12 protein-coding genes are annotated in these 16354 nt (G+C 42.6%); 4 read left to right on the top strand and 8 right to left on the bottom strand.

Annotation, left to right across the window (positions count from 1 at the left end; genetic code table 11):
* Nucleotides 1-38: 38 nt before the first annotated feature.
* Nucleotides 39-1067 carry a methionine synthase gene (locus Q0081_RS26895; protein WP_298360888.1) on the top strand — a complete coding sequence of 343 codons (1029 nt, stop codon included), beginning with the start codon at nucleotides 39-41 and terminating at the stop codon, nucleotides 1065-1067.
* A 43-nt stretch (nucleotides 1068-1110) separates the two neighbouring features.
* Here Q0081_RS26895 and Q0081_RS26890 read toward each other — a convergent pair whose 3' ends face one another.
* Nucleotides 1111-1737, bottom strand: a complete 627-nt coding sequence (locus Q0081_RS26890) for a DNA-3-methyladenine glycosylase (protein WP_298360886.1) — start codon at nucleotides 1735-1737, stop codon at nucleotides 1111-1113.
* A 90-nt stretch (nucleotides 1738-1827) separates the two neighbouring features.
* On the opposite strand from Q0081_RS26890, the gene Q0081_RS26885 reads away from it, so the two are divergent.
* The gene (locus Q0081_RS26885) at nucleotides 1828-3993 is read left to right on the top strand and encodes a gliding motility-associated C-terminal domain-containing protein (RefSeq protein WP_298360884.1); all 2166 of its coding nucleotides are present in this window, start codon (nucleotides 1828-1830) and stop codon (nucleotides 3991-3993) included.
* Nucleotides 3994-4256: 263 nt separating this feature from the next.
* Here the strand turns inward: Q0081_RS26885 and Q0081_RS26880 are convergent, their stop codons facing one another.
* A complete protein-coding gene (locus Q0081_RS26880) occupies nucleotides 4257-7202 on the bottom strand; it encodes a DEAD/DEAH box helicase (RefSeq protein ID WP_298360883.1) in 2946 nt (981 codons plus the stop codon).
* Nucleotides 7203-7518: 316 nt separating this feature from the next.
* Between Q0081_RS26880 and Q0081_RS26875 the strand changes: the two genes are divergently transcribed.
* A complete protein-coding gene (locus Q0081_RS26875; RefSeq protein WP_298360881.1) occupies nucleotides 7519-8367 on the top strand; it encodes an AraC family transcriptional regulator in 849 nt (282 codons plus the stop codon).
* A 9-nt stretch (nucleotides 8368-8376) separates the two neighbouring features.
* Here Q0081_RS26875 and Q0081_RS26870 read toward each other — a convergent pair whose 3' ends face one another.
* The gene (locus tag Q0081_RS26870) at nucleotides 8377-9018 is read right to left on the bottom strand and encodes a hypothetical protein (RefSeq protein ID WP_298360879.1); all 642 of its coding nucleotides are present in this window, start codon (nucleotides 9016-9018) and stop codon (nucleotides 8377-8379) included.
* A gap of 181 nt (nucleotides 9019-9199) precedes the next feature.
* Here Q0081_RS26870 and Q0081_RS26865 point away from each other — a divergent pair, with 181 nt between their 5' ends.
* Nucleotides 9200-10315 carry an acyl-CoA desaturase gene (locus tag Q0081_RS26865; protein ID WP_298360877.1) on the top strand — a complete coding sequence of 372 codons (1116 nt, stop codon included), beginning with the start codon at nucleotides 9200-9202 and terminating at the stop codon, nucleotides 10313-10315.
* A 111-nt stretch (nucleotides 10316-10426) separates the two neighbouring features.
* On the opposite strand, the gene Q0081_RS26860 is transcribed toward Q0081_RS26865, so the two are convergent.
* The 5 genes from Q0081_RS26860 to Q0081_RS26840 form a co-directional block, all read right to left on the bottom strand.
* Nucleotides 10427-11128, bottom strand: a complete 702-nt coding sequence (locus tag Q0081_RS26860) for an SGNH/GDSL hydrolase family protein (protein WP_298360875.1) — start codon at nucleotides 11126-11128, stop codon at nucleotides 10427-10429.
* 78 nt (nucleotides 11129-11206) lie between these two features.
* Nucleotides 11207-11617: a hypothetical protein gene (locus tag Q0081_RS26855; RefSeq protein ID WP_298360873.1), complete on the bottom strand. Its 411-nt coding sequence runs from the start codon at nucleotides 11615-11617 to the stop codon at nucleotides 11207-11209.
* A gap of 91 nt (nucleotides 11618-11708) precedes the next feature.
* Nucleotides 11709-11954: a DUF2442 domain-containing protein gene (locus Q0081_RS26850; RefSeq protein ID WP_298360871.1), complete on the bottom strand. Its 246-nt coding sequence runs from the start codon at nucleotides 11952-11954 to the stop codon at nucleotides 11709-11711.
* Between the two features lie 2 nt (nucleotides 11955-11956).
* Nucleotides 11957-15658 (bottom strand): DNA polymerase III subunit alpha, encoded by a 3702-nt coding sequence (dnaE, locus tag Q0081_RS26845; protein WP_298360869.1) that lies wholly within the window; start codon nucleotides 15656-15658, stop codon nucleotides 11957-11959.
* A 192-nt stretch (nucleotides 15659-15850) separates the two neighbouring features.
* On the bottom strand, nucleotides 15851-16138 hold the full coding sequence (locus tag Q0081_RS26840; RefSeq protein WP_298360867.1) for a nucleotidyltransferase family protein: 288 nt from the start codon (nucleotides 16136-16138) through the stop codon (nucleotides 15851-15853).
* Nucleotides 16139-16354: the final 216 nt, after the last annotated feature.

The following is a 16354-nucleotide window of genomic DNA, read 5'->3' as shown; positions in this document are numbered from 1 at the left end:
TTCACTCATTCACTCATTCACTCATTCACTCATTTGATATGCAACCTCTTCCTATAAAAACCACCGTAGTAGGCTCAATGCCGTTTCCAGGCTGGCTCGAATTTGCTGGCATGAACTTAGATAAATTCGGTCCCGCCGACATTGCCGAGATGATTGATGACGCCGTCATTGCCGCCGTTCACGACCAAGTGACTGCCGGTCTCGATGTCATTACGGATGGCGAGCAAACTCGGCTGGATTTCAATCTTTCATTTTACGGGTTCATCAAAGGGATTCAAAATGATAGTTCCGAAACCCGAAAATACGGCCCGCCCGCCCACGACCAGCGTGGCAAAAACAGCATTGTGGAGCCGCTTACTGCCCCCAAAGGCTTAGGAGTAGTGGAAGAATACAAACGCCTCAAACGCCTTGCTCCCGAAGGGCAAATGATTAAAATGTCCATTCCTGGACCCTATACGCTTGCAGGACGACTCAATCCGGGCAGTTTTTACAAAGACCGTTGGGAAGTGACGGAAGCGATTTTGCCGTTGGTACGCAAAGAAATTGAAGATTTGGTAGCACTAAGTGTCCCCGAAATATGCGTGGACGAGCCTTCCATGAGTTGCTACGCCTACCGCGAGGATACTAAGCGTTTTGTGGATATTTTTAACCGTACTGTAGCACCGGGAGTGGGAAAAACGCGACTATCTATGCACCTCTGCTTTGGTAATTATAAAGGTCGTTCGGTAGGGAAAAAGACCATTGCGCCCATGTTACCCGATTTTATGGACATGACCGTAGATGAACTGCATTCCGAAATGACGGTTTTGAACTTCACCGATGTGCATTTATTAGAGCGATTTGCCGAAAAAATGGACGTAGCAGTAGGGGTTATTGACGTAAAAAGCTATTACATCGAAACGGCCGAAGACGTAGCCGAACGTATTCGCAAGATTTTACCCTACGTCCCGGCCGAAAAACTCGCCATAGCACCCGACTGCGGCATGAGCCAAACCGCCCGATGGGCCACCAAACAAAAACTAAAAGCCATGTGCGACGGGGCGAAGTTGGTGAGGAATGAATTATAATTATTTTTCAATAAAAGCTGCCTGAGGAAACAAAAGACAGCTTTTATTTCCTACTCACAAACGCATTTCCCTTGATATAAAACCGATACGGCAAATCTGCACCCTGAGTAATGCCGATACGAGTGGTGGTCACTATTTCAAAATCGTTGGTTATACTTGGAAGAATGTACAATGAGCCGTCAATGAGTGAGCTTCCGTTCTGTTTCGGTATCGAAATCCCCATAGCCTGCACTAATTTGGCGGGGCCATTGCATAAGTTCGAACGGTACGCCGCTGCGGGGTCAAATGCAGATTGTCGAATTATTTTATCCCCCATTTTCAATTTTCTTCGGGCTTCCATTAAATTAACCCCCTCTGTAGGCTCTAACGCCCGAATCAGGACGGCTTCTCCCCGCCCCTCTTCCGCACTGACGATATTGACGCAATAATGCATTCCATAAATCTGATAGACATAAACAGAACCCGCCCTTCCAAACATAGCAGCGTTTCGGTTGGTTTTCTTACGGTACGCATGACAGGCGGGGTCGTCGGTAAGATAAGCCTCGGTTTCAACAATGATTCCTGCGGTTCGGCCTTCAGGACTGTCATGTACCAACGTGCAGCCAAGCAACTTCTGAGCAAGAATCAACGTATCGTATTGGTGATAGAAATCTATAGAGAGGCGTTGCATGGAATCATTCGGATTAGAGCGTCCTACAAAAATAACAAAGAGGGTAGAATTTTGGCTAATTTTGATTTTCAGTAAAACTCATTGTAACAAATGCGTACAAACGTAGGGCTTCTTTTTCTGTTTCTTTGCTGCCTTACTACAGCACAAGCCCAGCGTATTTATGGTGGACAAATAGACCGTCGCATTATTGATAATCAGCCTTATTCATACGGCGTAGGTTGTACTTTCTTTGCCGACAAGGCCGGGTATGACGTTCTTCCGTCTAAACTTCGTTTTGGCATTTACCGAAAAAAAGACAATCAATTTATTCGAGAATTTATCGCGGACAAAAGCAATGACATTAGTGGAAGCGATTCTACTGTTTCCTGCGATAAAAGCAGTAAAACGGAGTACTTATTTGTACGCTACAACTACAATCTAACGCTTAAACCTCAGGATTTTTCGGATGCTGACGGTTACTATATCATTAATGACCCTGTTGGTCCGCGCAATGCTACTGACAATGTAGCTTCTTCAACTATAGTTCTTTATCACTGGTTTTCTCCTCAATACCTGTGGGAGTATTTTGATACGTCCGAGCCCGGCAAAACCACTCCGCAATGGGTGCCCAATTCCTTCAATTATTTTTGTGCCAATTCCGAAACCAATTTCAGTTTACAGGTCCGATCTGTTCCTCTGAAAACCAACCTTAACCGAACTACTTTTAATCTGACGATTACAAATACTTCCCCTCTGACAGGAAATACTGGAGGGGTATCTTATCGGAAAGTCGATTGGAAAGCAGGTTTTTCTGAAAATCAGATGATGCCAGGGGGCAATTTTTCACTGCCGCCTCTTCCTCCCAATATTTTCAGCGGGCAGGGGGCAACTAATGTAGTTATTTCGGCCAAACCCACTCGTACGGGCGTATATACCGTTGGTTTTTTACTGGAACACAGGCGTTCGGGAGTAAAATTGAGTGAAACCTACCGCGAATATCAAATCCAAGTCGAAGATTGTTTGACACCGCCGCCTGCTGTCATACGTGTAAGCGAGGTAAACCGCCCTACAGTAGCAGCCTCTCCAACCTTTTGTGAAGGAAAAAACGTTCAACTGAATGCAGGTGCCAATCAGCCCAATATTACCTACGAATGGTTTAAAGAAGGCGTCTTAATAACGGGTAGTAAAGATTCGATTTTGGTTGTAAAAGAAGCCGCAAGCTACTCCGTGGTTTTAAAGAAAAAAGGAGCCTGCAATACCTCCGAATCTTCCCCCGTTCCAATCAAAGTGGTTCCAAATCCTACAGTAACGACCATTTCGTCCGTTCCAGGTGGATTATTTTGCGTAGGTAATCCCTTGCAACTGACAGCCTTGCCTTCCGAAAAAGAGGTTAAATACCAATGGTTGCTTGACAGTGTACCCCTTCCCAATGCGCCATTCGCTCAATACGATGTAAAACAAATTGGTAAGTATACAGTGAAGGTCACTAACCCCAACGGCTGCGTAGGTACCTCACCCCCATTTGAAGTAAAACCATTTGCTCAATCTTCGATTACAATGCAGGCAATCCCTGACCGGTGCAGCAATGATACCGCCTCGGTCCTGTTGACAGGAACCCCGATGGGAGGGACTTTTACGGGAAAAGGTGTATCGGGAAATAAATTTAATCCAAAAACAGCAGGTGCCGGAAAACACGACATTACGTACACAATCAATGATGCCAAATCCTGCGTAAATGGAAGCACCAAGCAAACTGCGGAAGTTGTCACGGCGCCGGTTGTCAATTTAGGACCCGATCAGGATATATCCAGCAAAAGCAGTGTGCAACTTAACAAAAACGGAAATTTAGGAGCTGCCTACACTTACCAATGGACTCCGCCCCTTGGGCTCGATTTGTCTACCAGTGCTTCGCCTTTTGCTTCACCCGACAAAACCACGACGTATTCTCTAAAAGTTACGGATGCCAACGGTTGTTCAAACAAGGACGACATTACCATCGGTATCAGTCAGGGTGTACATATCCCCGACGTTTTTACGCCCAACGGCGACGGACTCAACGATACGTGGGAAATTAAAGGGCTGGAAGAATTTCCCGAAACCGAAGTTTTGATTTACGACCGCTGGGGCCACGCCATTTTTGAATCTACCAAAGAACGCAAAGCTATTTTCGACGGTACTTACAATGGCACCTCTCTTCCCACAGGCAGTTACGCCTACGTCATTCGCACCAATCCGCAGGGGCATACCTACCGAGGTCGTTTGTTGATTTTAAGATAAGATGTTGTTCATTGATTTTCCCGAACAAATGTTGCCTGTGAGGACACCGGCAAGGTCGGCCCTGCCTTTACTATCGATTTAAACTCCCAACTGTAAACTGTGAACTGCCTACTGTAAACTATTTGTTGATTTTAAGATAAGATGTTGTTCATTGATTTTCCCGAACAAATGTTGCCTGTGAGGACACCGGCAAGGTCGGCCTTGCCTTTACTATCGATTTAAACTCCCAACTGTAAACTGTGAACTGCCTACTGTAAACTATTTTAAGCCAACAATTCCAAAATATCTTCTTTGGTCAACGATTTCACAAAGCTTTCTTCGGTCGTAATCAGGTTATTAAACAGTTTTTGCTTACTGCGCTGTAAATCCAAAATCTTTTCTTCCACCGAATTTTTGGTAATAAACTTATAGGTAAACACCGTTTTTTGCTGCCCGATGCGGTGAGCGCGGTCAACCGCCTGAGCCTCAATGGCAGGATTCCACCACGGGTCGAGAATAAAAACATAATCGGCGGCGGTAAGATTGAGGCCAAGCCCCCCTGCTTTGAGCGAAATAAGAAATATTTTTATCGTTTCGTCCTGTTGAAAAAGCTCCACCTGCGCCTGTCGGTCGGTCGTGGAGCCATCCAAATAAGCATAACGAATTCCTTTTTCATCCAAGTAGCGCCGAATTATAGTAAGGTGTCGAATAAATTGACTGAAAATCAAAACTTTATGGTTTTCACTCATCAATTCTTCCAGTTTCGACTGAATTTCTTCCAGTTTTCCCGACTCCCCTTCGTAGCTTTCATCAATCATCCTCGGATGATTAGCCAATTGACGAAGTTTGGTCAAGCCCTGCAACACTACAATTTGCGATTTGGAAATCCCCTCTTCCTCAATGTGTTCCAAAATAAAATTACGATAGTACGACTTGGTTTCTTCATAGCGTTGCTCCTGCTCTTCGGCCATTTCGCAATAATGCACGCTTTCTACTTTAGGTGGCAAATCCAGCGCTACCTGCGATTTGTGACGACGCAACATAAATGGCTTAATCAGCGCATACAGTTTCCGCATTCGCTGCTCATCATTCTGTTTTTCAATCGGAACCTGAAAATAAGAGCGAAAATACGATTGACTTCCCAACAGTCCGGGGTTGGCAAACGTCATTTGGGTCCACAAGTCCATCGTGGTATTTTCGAGCGGCGTACCCGTCAAAATCAAACGATGACCGGCCTCCAATTCCATAACGGCTTTTGTAATGTGCGACGAAGGGTTTTTAATCGCCTGCGACTCATCCAAAATAATGTAATTGAACCGATACATCTTCAACAAATCTACGTCAATCCGTACAATGCCGTAAGAGGTAAGTATCAGATCATAATCGTCAAAATAGCGGAAATTTTTATCCCGGTTGGTCCCAGTATATACCAATACCCGCAGTTGAGGGGTAAATTTCTTCGCTTCCAATTCCCAGTTGTACAACAGTGACGTAGGCATCACCAGTAATGAGGGACGTTCTGAACCCTTTTCTTTTTGGTATTGCAACATTGCCAAAGTGGTAACGGTTTTCCCCAACCCCATGTCATCAGCTAAACAACCGCCAAAACGATACGTTCCCAGAAAATTAATCCAATCATAGCCTGCTTTTTGGTAAGGTCGCAATGTACCTACAAATCCCGCAGGCAAAGCTTGCTCTTCTATTTCGCTGAAATCAAGCAGTTTCTCCAATTTTCGGTTCATGACCACCGTTGCCAAACTATCCTCCGCAAATTCCTGCACGAGCGCGAGGTGATGTTTCCGCAGCAATAATTGCTGACTGTCAGGGTCATACTCAGCAAAAGCGAACAGTTCAGAATATTTGGTCAACCATGTTTCGGGGATGACGGCCACTTCACCATTGGGCAAAACAAACTCCTTTTTCCTCGCCAAAATCAGGTTTCGGAGTTTGATAAACGGGATTTCAAACGTCCCGAATCTGACTGTAGCATAGATATCAAACCAGTCGCGGGTTTCCTGAAACGAAATGTCGATGGACGAATAACCCAAGAAATACCGTTTACTGTTTTCCGTATTTTGATGAAGCAAAACACCGGCTTCATGTAATTGAAAATGCATTGATTGTATCCATTCAAACGCATCATTTTTAGGCAATACGCATCGTCCCTGACCTATGTTTAACCCGAGTTCTTTCAAAAAAAGAATCTTATCTTTTTCTATTTTCAGGTTACGACGTACTTTATGAAACAAATAACTGTCTCCCTTTTTTTCTAAGCTGACGTTGGCATGGGCCGCAAAACTATCAAATTTAAAATTAAAGTTTCCGTAGCGAAAAGACAACTCAAAAATGACCTGTGTCTGGTCGTTTTCAGGTGCTTCGGTAATGGAATTTTGAGTATTAAAAAGTGCAGGAATTGCATTTGAGGACAAACTGTTTTCTGAGATATTCAACACCGGAATAAGTTCGGCCGTCTCGTATTTAATCTCAAAACCCTGGGCAAAAACCTCATAGGTAGACACCAACGGCGCCACAAACCGCTGATAATACTGTTCTTCTACATTCCTCGGAATGATGATGTGGTTTTTGGTCAAAAAAGGCCGAATCTTCTTTCCTTCAACGTATTTATCAAAATGGTATAGTTTATTTTCAATGATAAGCCAGGCTGGTTCATCGCATACTAAAAAGGCATTATTATTTCGAATCTGAAGTCGCTCATTATTGTACTTTAAAATCGGGAAATAATGGGTATTTTCTTCGTTTCGTACAAAGTGAAAATACACCTTAGCACGGTCAGGCATTCGTTGTGTGGGCATCCACGCAGGATTATTGTCATTGCCCATGATGTATATACGTTTATCGTGTAATTTTTGTAAAATCTCGGCTTTTACATTCTCAATATAACCCGTGATTGCCTCCTGTAGCAACTTATCTCCTTTTTGAACATCATACACTTTCAGGAAAAAATCGAAGGCCGACAATTTTTTAGGGTTAAACTTTTTGAGAATAGTGTCCTGCTGAATCGCTTCAATAGCTTTTACCAATTCAAAGTCTTCTTTGTCTAAGCCTGCGGCAAATTCTTTCACGTTTTTCGTTGAAACAATTTGATTCAGCAACGTCAATTCCCCTCTGCTATTAATTTGCACCATGTACGAGCCGAACAAATAGCCCAAATATTCGTGCTGAAAAAGGGAATAAACAATCGTAAAAGGTTGACTGGTAGATACTTTCATAAATAAAAAAAACAAGGTAAAACGGGTCGAAAAGGCACAATTTCTACCTTTTGAAGTAGATACACTTTTCGAATACTTACAAAGATACCATCCATGATGAAAATAGCAAATGCTACAGAAGGCCCACAAAAAAAGCGGCTAAAGCCGCTTTCGATATCATCATAGGTTTTTAGCGAGAAAAGTCTCCTGTCGTCGACACTAAATTATAACGCAAATATCGGCAAATAATTTACCAATTAATTATCCCCTTTTTTCCATCATTTGTTCTACTTTAACATTTTGGCAATATTTACAGTGATTTTTACGACAACCAGGCATGAAAACTGAGTACGAAAACATTACCCCCGACCGAGGAAGCTCCTTTAGAGTATTACGATGGCGCTCGCACGAAGATCGGTTTTTCTGGCATCAACACCCTGAATACGAGATTGTCTATATTCACAAAGGCTCAGGCAAACGGCACATCGGCCAACATCTGTCCCACTTTGAGGAAGGCGAACTGATGTTTATCGGTCCCAACGTGCCGCACCTTAACTTTGGGTATGGCGCTGACAACGAACACGAGGAAATTGTGATTCAGCTAAGGGATGATTTTCTAGGGGAGGCCTTTCTTCAAAGCCCCGAGCTCCATGACGTAAAACGACTGTTTGAACTTTCCAAACAGGGACTTAATTTCTACGGCAAAACCCGTCAGCAAGTGGCTGCCCAAATGCTCAAATTGCCCCATTTGAGCCATTTTGACCGACTGATTCAACTCCTACTCATTTTGCAAACGCTGGCTACTACCAAAGAATACAACCTGCTCAAAATAAACGGATTGAGTTACGAACACAGTCATCGGGAAGAAGCTCGAATCCGTCAAATTTATGCGTATGTTGAAAAAAACTACCAACAGGAGATTGATTTACAAACCGTGGCTGATTTAGCCAATCTTACCGTCCCTTCTTTTTGTCGGTATTTTAAGAAAATCATGCAGATGACTTTTACCGATTTTGTCAACGAATACCGCGTAAAACAAGCCTGCAAGATGTTTATGCAAAATCAAACCGTTACTGATGTATGTTACAGCAACGGTTTCAACAATCTTTCGCATTTCACTAAGACCTTCAAATCGGTGACGGGTAAAACGCCCCGAGAATTCAAAAAAGCAAACGATTCTTTGTAGTTCTATCGCTTACTGCTTAGAAGGAATCTTAGCTTTTGCGTTTTCAAATGCCTTTTTCTTAGCTTCCAGATCGGTTTGGGACGTAGCTACATCTTTTTGATTGATTTCTAAATCTTTCTTCAAATTGGCCAATTCCTTCTCCGTTTTTTCAATGTCTTTTTTGAGGCTCTCGCCTTTACGAGTTAATTTAGAAAAATCCTTTTCAGTATCTTTCATGGCTTCTTCGGCTACGCGTGCTTCATCGTAAAGGATGGCATCTTCGGCAAATTTTTTCAAAAATAATTCAGCTTCAACATACCCTTTGGTGCCTTGAGTCACGTACGAACCGTTGCCCAAATCCAAATAGATAAATACCTGCGAAAGGCTTTTCTTAGAGCTCACTTGGCTTGCCAAGTTGATGGAAGAGGAAGATATGCTCGGAATACTTACCGTTGCGGCGCGATATACTCCGCCACGCGAACTGCTTACCTTACCGTATTGCTTCAAATATTCTTCCCAGTATTTGCCCAGGTATTTTTCGTCAATTTTGGTAGTCACATACAACCCCTCAAAACTGGCTTTGTCGATTTCCTGCTTGCCGGGCAAAACTGTCTGTGCCTCAGAAATATAGCTAAGCAAAAAACAAAGTGTGACAATAAATATTTTTTTCATGCTTTTTTCGTTTTTAATTGTGACGTAAAATAAACGGTTTCCGTCACAATTTCATAGAATTTAAGGATTTACAATTTCTGGAAGGCTATTTGCAATTCTCCCAAAAGTTAGATGTTGTGGTCGTAAGTTTTTATCTTTACAAGATTTTTTTATTTTTATTCAATCCTAACTGTATGACCAAGTGAAAGCCAAAAGCTCCGTACGATTTGTTTCTAAAGACAAAACTTTATTCTTCCCTACCCTAAAAAAACGAGTAGACGCTTATTTTAAAGACCAAAACCTCTCTAAAAACTCCAATTCCGTTTTAATTCTTAAATCAATTGTTCTAACGGCCGTCTATTTGGTTCCTTTTGGCGTTCTGTTATGGTTGCAGCCTCCTTTGGGCATCAGTATTGCACTTTGGTTTATTATGGGCGTTGGCATGGCGGGCTTGGGCATGAGCGTGATGCACGATGCCTGTCACGGTGCTTATTCTGAAAACGAAAAAGTCAACTATTGGGTAGGCAGCATCTATTTAAATATGTTGGGCGGCTCCACATTTAACTGGAATCTGCAACATAATGTAATGCACCACATGTACACCAACGTAGTGCATCTGGATGAAGACGTCAATGATAAGCTGGTGTTGAAATTCTCTCCGCATACACCCATCAAAATGTTTCATCAGTTCCAATGGCTCTATGCGTTCCTGTTTTACGGAATTCTCACTCTGTATTGGGTTACATTAAAGGATTTTGTCAATTTCATTACGTTTACCAGTAATGGAGTCAACACAAACACCAAAGTTCAGAACGTGGTTACTCTGGCCAAAATCATCATTGCCAAAATAGCTTATTACGCTTTTTTCTTCGGTATCCCTATCCTTCTTTTCGGAATTCCTTTCTATCAAGTAATGCTTGGATTCTTAATGATGCACTTTGTGGGCGGTATTATTCTTACGACAGTTTTCCAGTTGGCGCACTCCGTGGAAGGCACAAGTCATCCACTGCCCAACGAAAAAGGAATCATTGAGAATGATTGGGCGATTCACCAAATGAATACGACGGTCAATTTTTCGCGCCAAAACAAATTGCTGTCGTGGTACGTAGGCGGTCTTAATTTTCAAGTGGAACATCACCTTTTTCCAAAGATCTCGCACGTACATTACCCGCAATTATCCAATATTGTGAAAGAAACAGCGGAAGAATTTGGCGTACCTTATCTTGACAACCCAACTTTTGGGCAGGCTTTACGCTCACACATCACTAATTTACATTATTTAGGCCGCTTGCCTGATTTTAACGAGGCTTTTGGATAAAATTTATCTGTCTTATGAAAAAAAACCTGCAAAGTATCGCCTTTTCAAGGCATCATTTTGCAGGTTTTTTTTCATATAGTAGGGAAACTTAACCTTTTTAAATGGGAAATACTATTTAAAGTACTCCATTATCTGATTCGCAATCAAAGCATGCCCCTTTTCATTGGGATGATTTACCTGCGACATATACTCTGAAACCGGTTCCCCGGCGTTGAATTTCTGTTTGAATTTCTCATAACTATCCACCAACCCGACGCCGTACTTCTGAGATAAGGCGATGATTTGAAGGCGGTGTTTCTCCAAGTCACTTTTGTCGTCTGACAGCTTCACGTTTTGATCGGGTGAAGGTGTCAGAAGTATCACTTTAATCTTTTTTTCCAACGCCTTTTCTATCATTTTGCTCCAAGCTTCCGACGCCTTCGCCGGGCCGACGGAACGGTCATTCAAGGCATAGTCAATAAAAAGTACATCCGCCCGATGAATTAGCACCTCCGACTCAAACCGTTTCTCTCCACCGACCGAGTTTTCCCCTCCGATGGAGGTATTAATCACGTTAATGACAGCGTAAGGATACAACGTTTTCAGTTCTTTCAACACCAAAAAAGGATAGGCTTGTAATGTATTCACGACCGGAGTTTTAAAAAAACCTGCTGGCACCGAATGCCCGTGAAAGACCAAATTGATGGTTCTGTTTTTAGGCCAGGTCTTTTGCAGTTCCGTTTTTACGTCATTTAGATAATCGGAATTGTTTTTATCAGGGGAGTTGAAGGAAATGAATGTAGCAAGAAGAATAAGGGAGTAGATGAGTTTCATTGATTTATTCATGTAATAAGTAGCATTAAGTACAGCATTCACTTTAGCCTTGTTCTCAAAAAATCGCATAATTGAGGATTATCCCTTTCGTAAAACTGCTACTTTTTGTATTTGTAAATATTGTTTAATAGAAAAGTAAATTGACATCGAATAAAGTAATACAAAAATTACCATCGGAATAATGAAAGCTAAATAATTGAATTTTTCAATTGGAACAAGAGTGAGTCGCCTAACAATTGGAGCAGCCAAAAGTAAAAAACAAACAATGTCTATAAGCACTATTTGTAAAGTTCGTGTAGAGTTCAATTTCATAAAGATAATTGTCAATCCAATAACAGACAAAAAAGCAAATAATTGGTCTGTGTTACCAAAGTCAACCAAAGTAAATAATAGCCAAATGAAAAAAGGAAGTCCAATCATGTCACCCATTAAAATGATAAGGAGATATGAAATAACGGCAATTATTTTAAACGTCTTTTCTTGTTTCACTTTTTTGGGGAGGAAGTCTTACTGATAAAACAATAGCTTAAACCTGCTAAAACGGCTGGCAACTCATACATACACAAGCTTTTCAAATCCACTAAACTATTTTACAAAAAGGCTCTTTTCTGAAACTCAAAAAGCCTTCTGCCGATAAATCCTCGTCCAGTTCTTCCCAATGGATCCAAGCTCCATTATTCCAAAGTTCATAATTTACTCTTTGTAAATCTGTGGCGTTATCCAAACGCGGAAACCAAATCAGCGGCATTCCTATTATTCGCCCATCATTAAATTCAGCAAAGATACGCGAATCATCAAACCATATCTTCTTTGCAACAATTTCCATCCTTAATTCACCGAAAACTTCACTCCACCCATGCTTTCAATCAATTTAAAAAACTCATTGGTGGGTGCTACGCGGTGCGTGCGGGATTGGAGTTTTACCTCAGTGCGGGTAAGGTTATCCAACACAGAAACCGTCAGGGCGCAATTACCCGGAAAGGCTTGTACCGCTACGTTGAGTTTGGAGACCAAGACTCCGTCCAATAAATCCAAATCCAGTTGCAAACGAATCTCTTTCGTTAACTTCTCTCTCACTTCACTCAGCAATTGCATTGAAGTGATTTTGAACTCAAATTGGTCTTCTGATTTCCAGCGATTTTGAATTTTTCCTTTGATAAACAGAAAGTGCCCCGTTTGAATATAGGCCGAAAACTTCACAAAATCTTCGCCAAAAAGCGCCATTTCCATCGAACCGGCGTAGTCTTCCATTTTGAAAATGCAGAAAGAGTTGCCATTTTTAGTAGTACGAATCTGAAAACTGCTCACAATTCCTCCCACGGTAACGTCCTTTCCAAACAGCAACGGCTTTCCTCCAATTTCTACGTTGACAGGTGCTGCTTCGGCCTCTTCATCGTCATTGGGTTCAATCAATTCTGAAGTAGCCATCACCCGGTCAAGGGTACAGGTGCAGAAGTTATCCAATTCGAGACGGAACATATCCAACGGATGACCAGAGATGTAGAAACCCACCACATCTTTCTCATTCCGAAGACGTTCGATATCGCCCCAATGCTCCACAATCGGTGCTTTTGGTTTAGCAATGTCAGCGCCACCGCCCCCAAAACCACCAAAAAGCGATGCCTGTGCGTTGGACTTATCAGCTTGCACTGCGTTGGCATATTTGGTCAATTTTTCAATCAAATTTTGTTGTTCCCCGTCAATCGTTGCAAAATACTGCGCTCGGTGAAATTCTTCAAACAGATCAAACGCCCCAGCATACGCCAAGGATTCAATGGTTTTCTTGTTGACCGTCCGCAGGTTAACGCGAGTCATGAAATCAAAAATATCTTTATACGGACCGTTTTTATCGCGCTCTTCAATGATACTTTCCACGGCAGCATCACCTGTACCTTTGATTCCACCGAGCCCGAAACGAATTTCACCGCGCTTATTTACCCCAAAACGTCGCTCCGATTCGTTGACATCCGGACCAAGTACAGGCAAACCGATGGCTTTACATTCTTCCAAAAAGAAAGTCAGTTTCTCAATATTCCCCAACGAACTCGTCATCACCGCCGCCATGTATTCTGACGGATAATGAGCTTTAAGATAGGCCGTTTGATAAGCTACAAAAGCATAGCAAGTGGAGTGCGATTTGTTAAAAGCATAGGATGCAAATGCCTCCCAGTCGGTCCAAACTTTGTCGAGCTTCTTTTCATCTAAGCCGTTTTTCTTTCCGCCTTCAATGAATTTACTCTTCATTTTGTTCAAGACTTCAATTTGTTTTTTACCCATGGCCTTCCGCAACACGTCAGCATCGCCTTTGGTAAAGCCGGCCAATTTCTGCGAAAGAAGCATGATTTGCTCCTGATAGGTTGAAATTCCGTAGGTATCCGCAAGATATTCTTCCATTTCGGGAAGGTCGTACTCTACTTTTTCACGGCCGTGTTTACGATTGATGTAATTTGGAATATAAGCAATCGGACCCGGGCGATACAGGGCGTTCATGGCAATCAAGTCCCCGAAACGGTCGGGTTTCAGCTCGCGCATGTACTTTTTCATACCGTCGGATTCAAACTGAAAAATCGCGTTGGTATCTCCCCGTTGAAAGAGTTCATACACTTTCGGGTCGTCAAGCGGTATGTAATCAATTTCAATTTTAACTCCGTGGTTGGCCTCAATCATCCGCATGGCTTCTTTGATAATGGTCAAGTTTTTCAACCCCAAAAAGTCCATTTTGATAACCCCTGCATCCTCAATGATTTTACCCTCGTATTGGGTAATCAACAACTCCGATTCTTTGGACGTACTGACCGGAATCAGGTTGGTCAAATCCTCGGGCGCAATGATGATACCCGCCGCGTGGATACCTACGTTACGGACGGTGCCTTCCAATTTCACCGCTTCTTTCAATACTCGGGCGGTCAGGTCGCTGCCTTTGAGCATTTCACGCAATTTTTTCAGGTTCTCGACCTCATCAGGCGAGATGATCTCCGCCATTTTTTCGATGGGCACGTTGAACACCTTGTTCAGGTTCATGTTGTAGGTCGGCTTATCCGGTACCAACTTCACCACGGCATTGGCTTCCGACAACGGCAAGTCCATTACCCGCGCCACGTCTTTGATGGACGATTTAGCTGCCATCGTACCGTAGGTAATGATTTGAGCTACTTGGTTTTTGCCGTATTTCTGCACCACATAATCAATCACTTTCTGGCGGCCTTCGTCGTCAAAGTCCGTATCAATATCGGGCATGGAGATACGGTCAGGATTCAGAAAACGCTCAAAAAGTAAATCGTATTTAATGGGGTCAATGTTGGTAATTCCTACCGCATACGCTACGGCACTTCCCGCCGCCGAGCCCCGCCCCGGACCAATGAGTACGCCCATGTCGCGCCCGGCCTGAATGAAATCGGCTACGATAAGGAAGTAACCAGGAAAACCCATGTTTTTGATGGTATTCAGCTCAAAGTTGAGGCGTTCTTCTACTTCTTGCGTAATTTCAACGTATTTTTTTCGTGCACCTTCAAAGGTCCAGTGCTTGAGGTATTCCCATTGATTGAGCACGTCGGCGGTGAGTTCTTTCATCCGTCCGTTAAAATCAATCATTTGTGAAATTGTGTGCTTTTTAAACTCTTCTGGAATAGGAAAGTTGGGCAGCAAAATATCCCGATTGAGCTTTAGAAGCTCTACTTTATCAACAATTTCCTGCGTATTGTCCAGCGATTCGGGAAGGTCGCTGAACGTTTTGAGCATTTCCGATTTGGTTTTAAAATAAAACTCATCGTTGAAAAACGCAAAGCGCGTGCCTTTGGGCATCGGATTGGCGTCGTCAAAATCCTTATTGGTGGGTGTCGCCTGTTTGTCACCGGTGTTTACACACAGTAAAATATCGTGCGCGTTGGCATCGTCCTGTTCTACGTAGTGGCTGTCATTGGAACATATTACCTTGACATTAAACTCTTTGGCGTATTTGAGCAGGGATTCGTTGGCAACGATCTGATCGCGAATACCGTGACGCTGGATTTCGACGTAATAGTCATCACCAAACAGATCCAACCACCATTTGAACTCCTGCCGCCCTGCTTCTTCGCCTTTTTTGATGATGGCCTGTGGCACACTTGCTCCAATGCAGCAGGTGGTAGCGATAAGCCCTTTGTGGTACTTTACCAACAGTTCTTTGTCGATACGCGGGTACTTGCCATACATCCCTTCAATGAAACCCAACGAGCAAAGTTTGGCCAAGTTGCGGTAACCTTCAGCGTTTTTGGCCAACAGCAGTTGGTGGCGGCGTACGTCTTTTTGTTCTTTGGTAAACTGTTTTTTGTGGCGGTCTTCCACCAAATAAAACTCACATCCCACAATGGGTTTGATGCCCGTTTTATGGCCTTCGGCTACGAATTCAAACACACCGAACATATTGCCATGATCGGTGATGGCAATGGCAGGCATCTCGTCGGCTTTGGCTTTTTTAAACAGCTTTTTAATATCGGCCGCGCCATCGAGCAGGGAGTATTGGGTATGGCAGTGTAGGTGGGAGAATTGCATGTTGGGGTATTAGTCAATGTTTTTATAATCAAAAAAAGTCCTCAAACTATTAGCCGCGCCGCCGAGCAGGGAGTATTGGGTTCGGACCGACGCTTCGGTGGCAGTGAAGGTGGGAGAATTGCATGTTGGGGTATTAGTCAATGTTTTTATAATCAATATTGGGTTATCCGAAGCAAGTAAACTAAATCATTTTTAATATCTGACTACATAAATTACCTCTTTTTGGGCTCGGTGAAGAATGATTGGATCGGCATACTTTTCAAACATAATATCAACTTTGATAGATAAATCAGTCTCAATTTTTTCCTTGAATTGAATCCATTTTTTAAAATCTCTTGGATCAGCATCAATCAACAAATCTAAATCATTAGCCGCTTCACCACGTGCCATTGAGCCAAAAACGCCAATTTTTTCCAAATTGTACGTTTGAAAAAAGCTTGGATTAGCTAAATACTGTAGGATATTTTTGAGTGATTGCATCTGTAAGGTATTATTCTATTTCTTTCTCAAAATTAATCCAATCTCTTTATCTCTCGGTTCTTTCCGGTGAAAAATAGTGTTTTTGTAAAAATAATAAAGGCTCTTACCCTATATGGGACTGATAACAAGGCACTCATTATATTTTCTTAAATCTGGTTTTAAAAGAAGGCAAAAGGTTTGGTGAACGGCCTTCTTTCCTCTTCTTTTTAAGTTATG

Origin of the sequence: Runella sp. (genome assembly GCF_027484545.1) — a bacterium.
Taxonomy (GTDB): domain Bacteria; phylum Bacteroidota; class Bacteroidia; order Cytophagales; family Spirosomataceae; genus Runella.
This window is presented reverse-complemented; position numbering and strand designations above follow the sequence as displayed.

Coding starts and splice junctions, on each gene's coding strand:
- Q0081_RS26880 (WP_298360883.1), bottom strand. CDS start 7,202: ATGAAAGTATCTACCAGTCAACCTTTTACGATTGTTTATTCCCTTTTT.
- Q0081_RS26875 (WP_298360881.1), top strand. CDS start 7,519: ATGAAAACTGAGTACGAAAACATTACCCCCGACCGAGGAAGCTCCTTT.
- Q0081_RS26860 (WP_298360875.1), bottom strand. CDS start 11,128: ATGAAACTCATCTACTCCCTTATTCTTCTTGCTACATTCATTTCCTTC.
- Q0081_RS26870 (WP_298360879.1), bottom strand. CDS start 9,018: ATGAAAAAAATATTTATTGTCACACTTTGTTTTTTGCTTAGCTATATT.
- Q0081_RS26850 (WP_298360871.1), bottom strand. CDS start 11,954: ATGGAAATTGTTGCAAAGAAGATATGGTTTGATGATTCGCGTATCTTT.
- Q0081_RS26890 (WP_298360886.1), bottom strand. CDS start 1,737: ATGCAACGCCTCTCTATAGATTTCTATCACCAATACGATACGTTGATT.
- dnaE (WP_298360869.1), bottom strand. CDS start 15,658: ATGCAATTCTCCCACCTACACTGCCATACCCAATACTCCCTGCTCGAT.
- Q0081_RS26895 (WP_298360888.1), top strand. CDS start 39: ATGCAACCTCTTCCTATAAAAACCACCGTAGTAGGCTCAATGCCGTTT.
- Q0081_RS26885 (WP_298360884.1), top strand. CDS start 1,828: ATGCGTACAAACGTAGGGCTTCTTTTTCTGTTTCTTTGCTGCCTTACT.
- Q0081_RS26840 (WP_298360867.1), bottom strand. CDS start 16,138: ATGCAATCACTCAAAAATATCCTACAGTATTTAGCTAATCCAAGCTTT.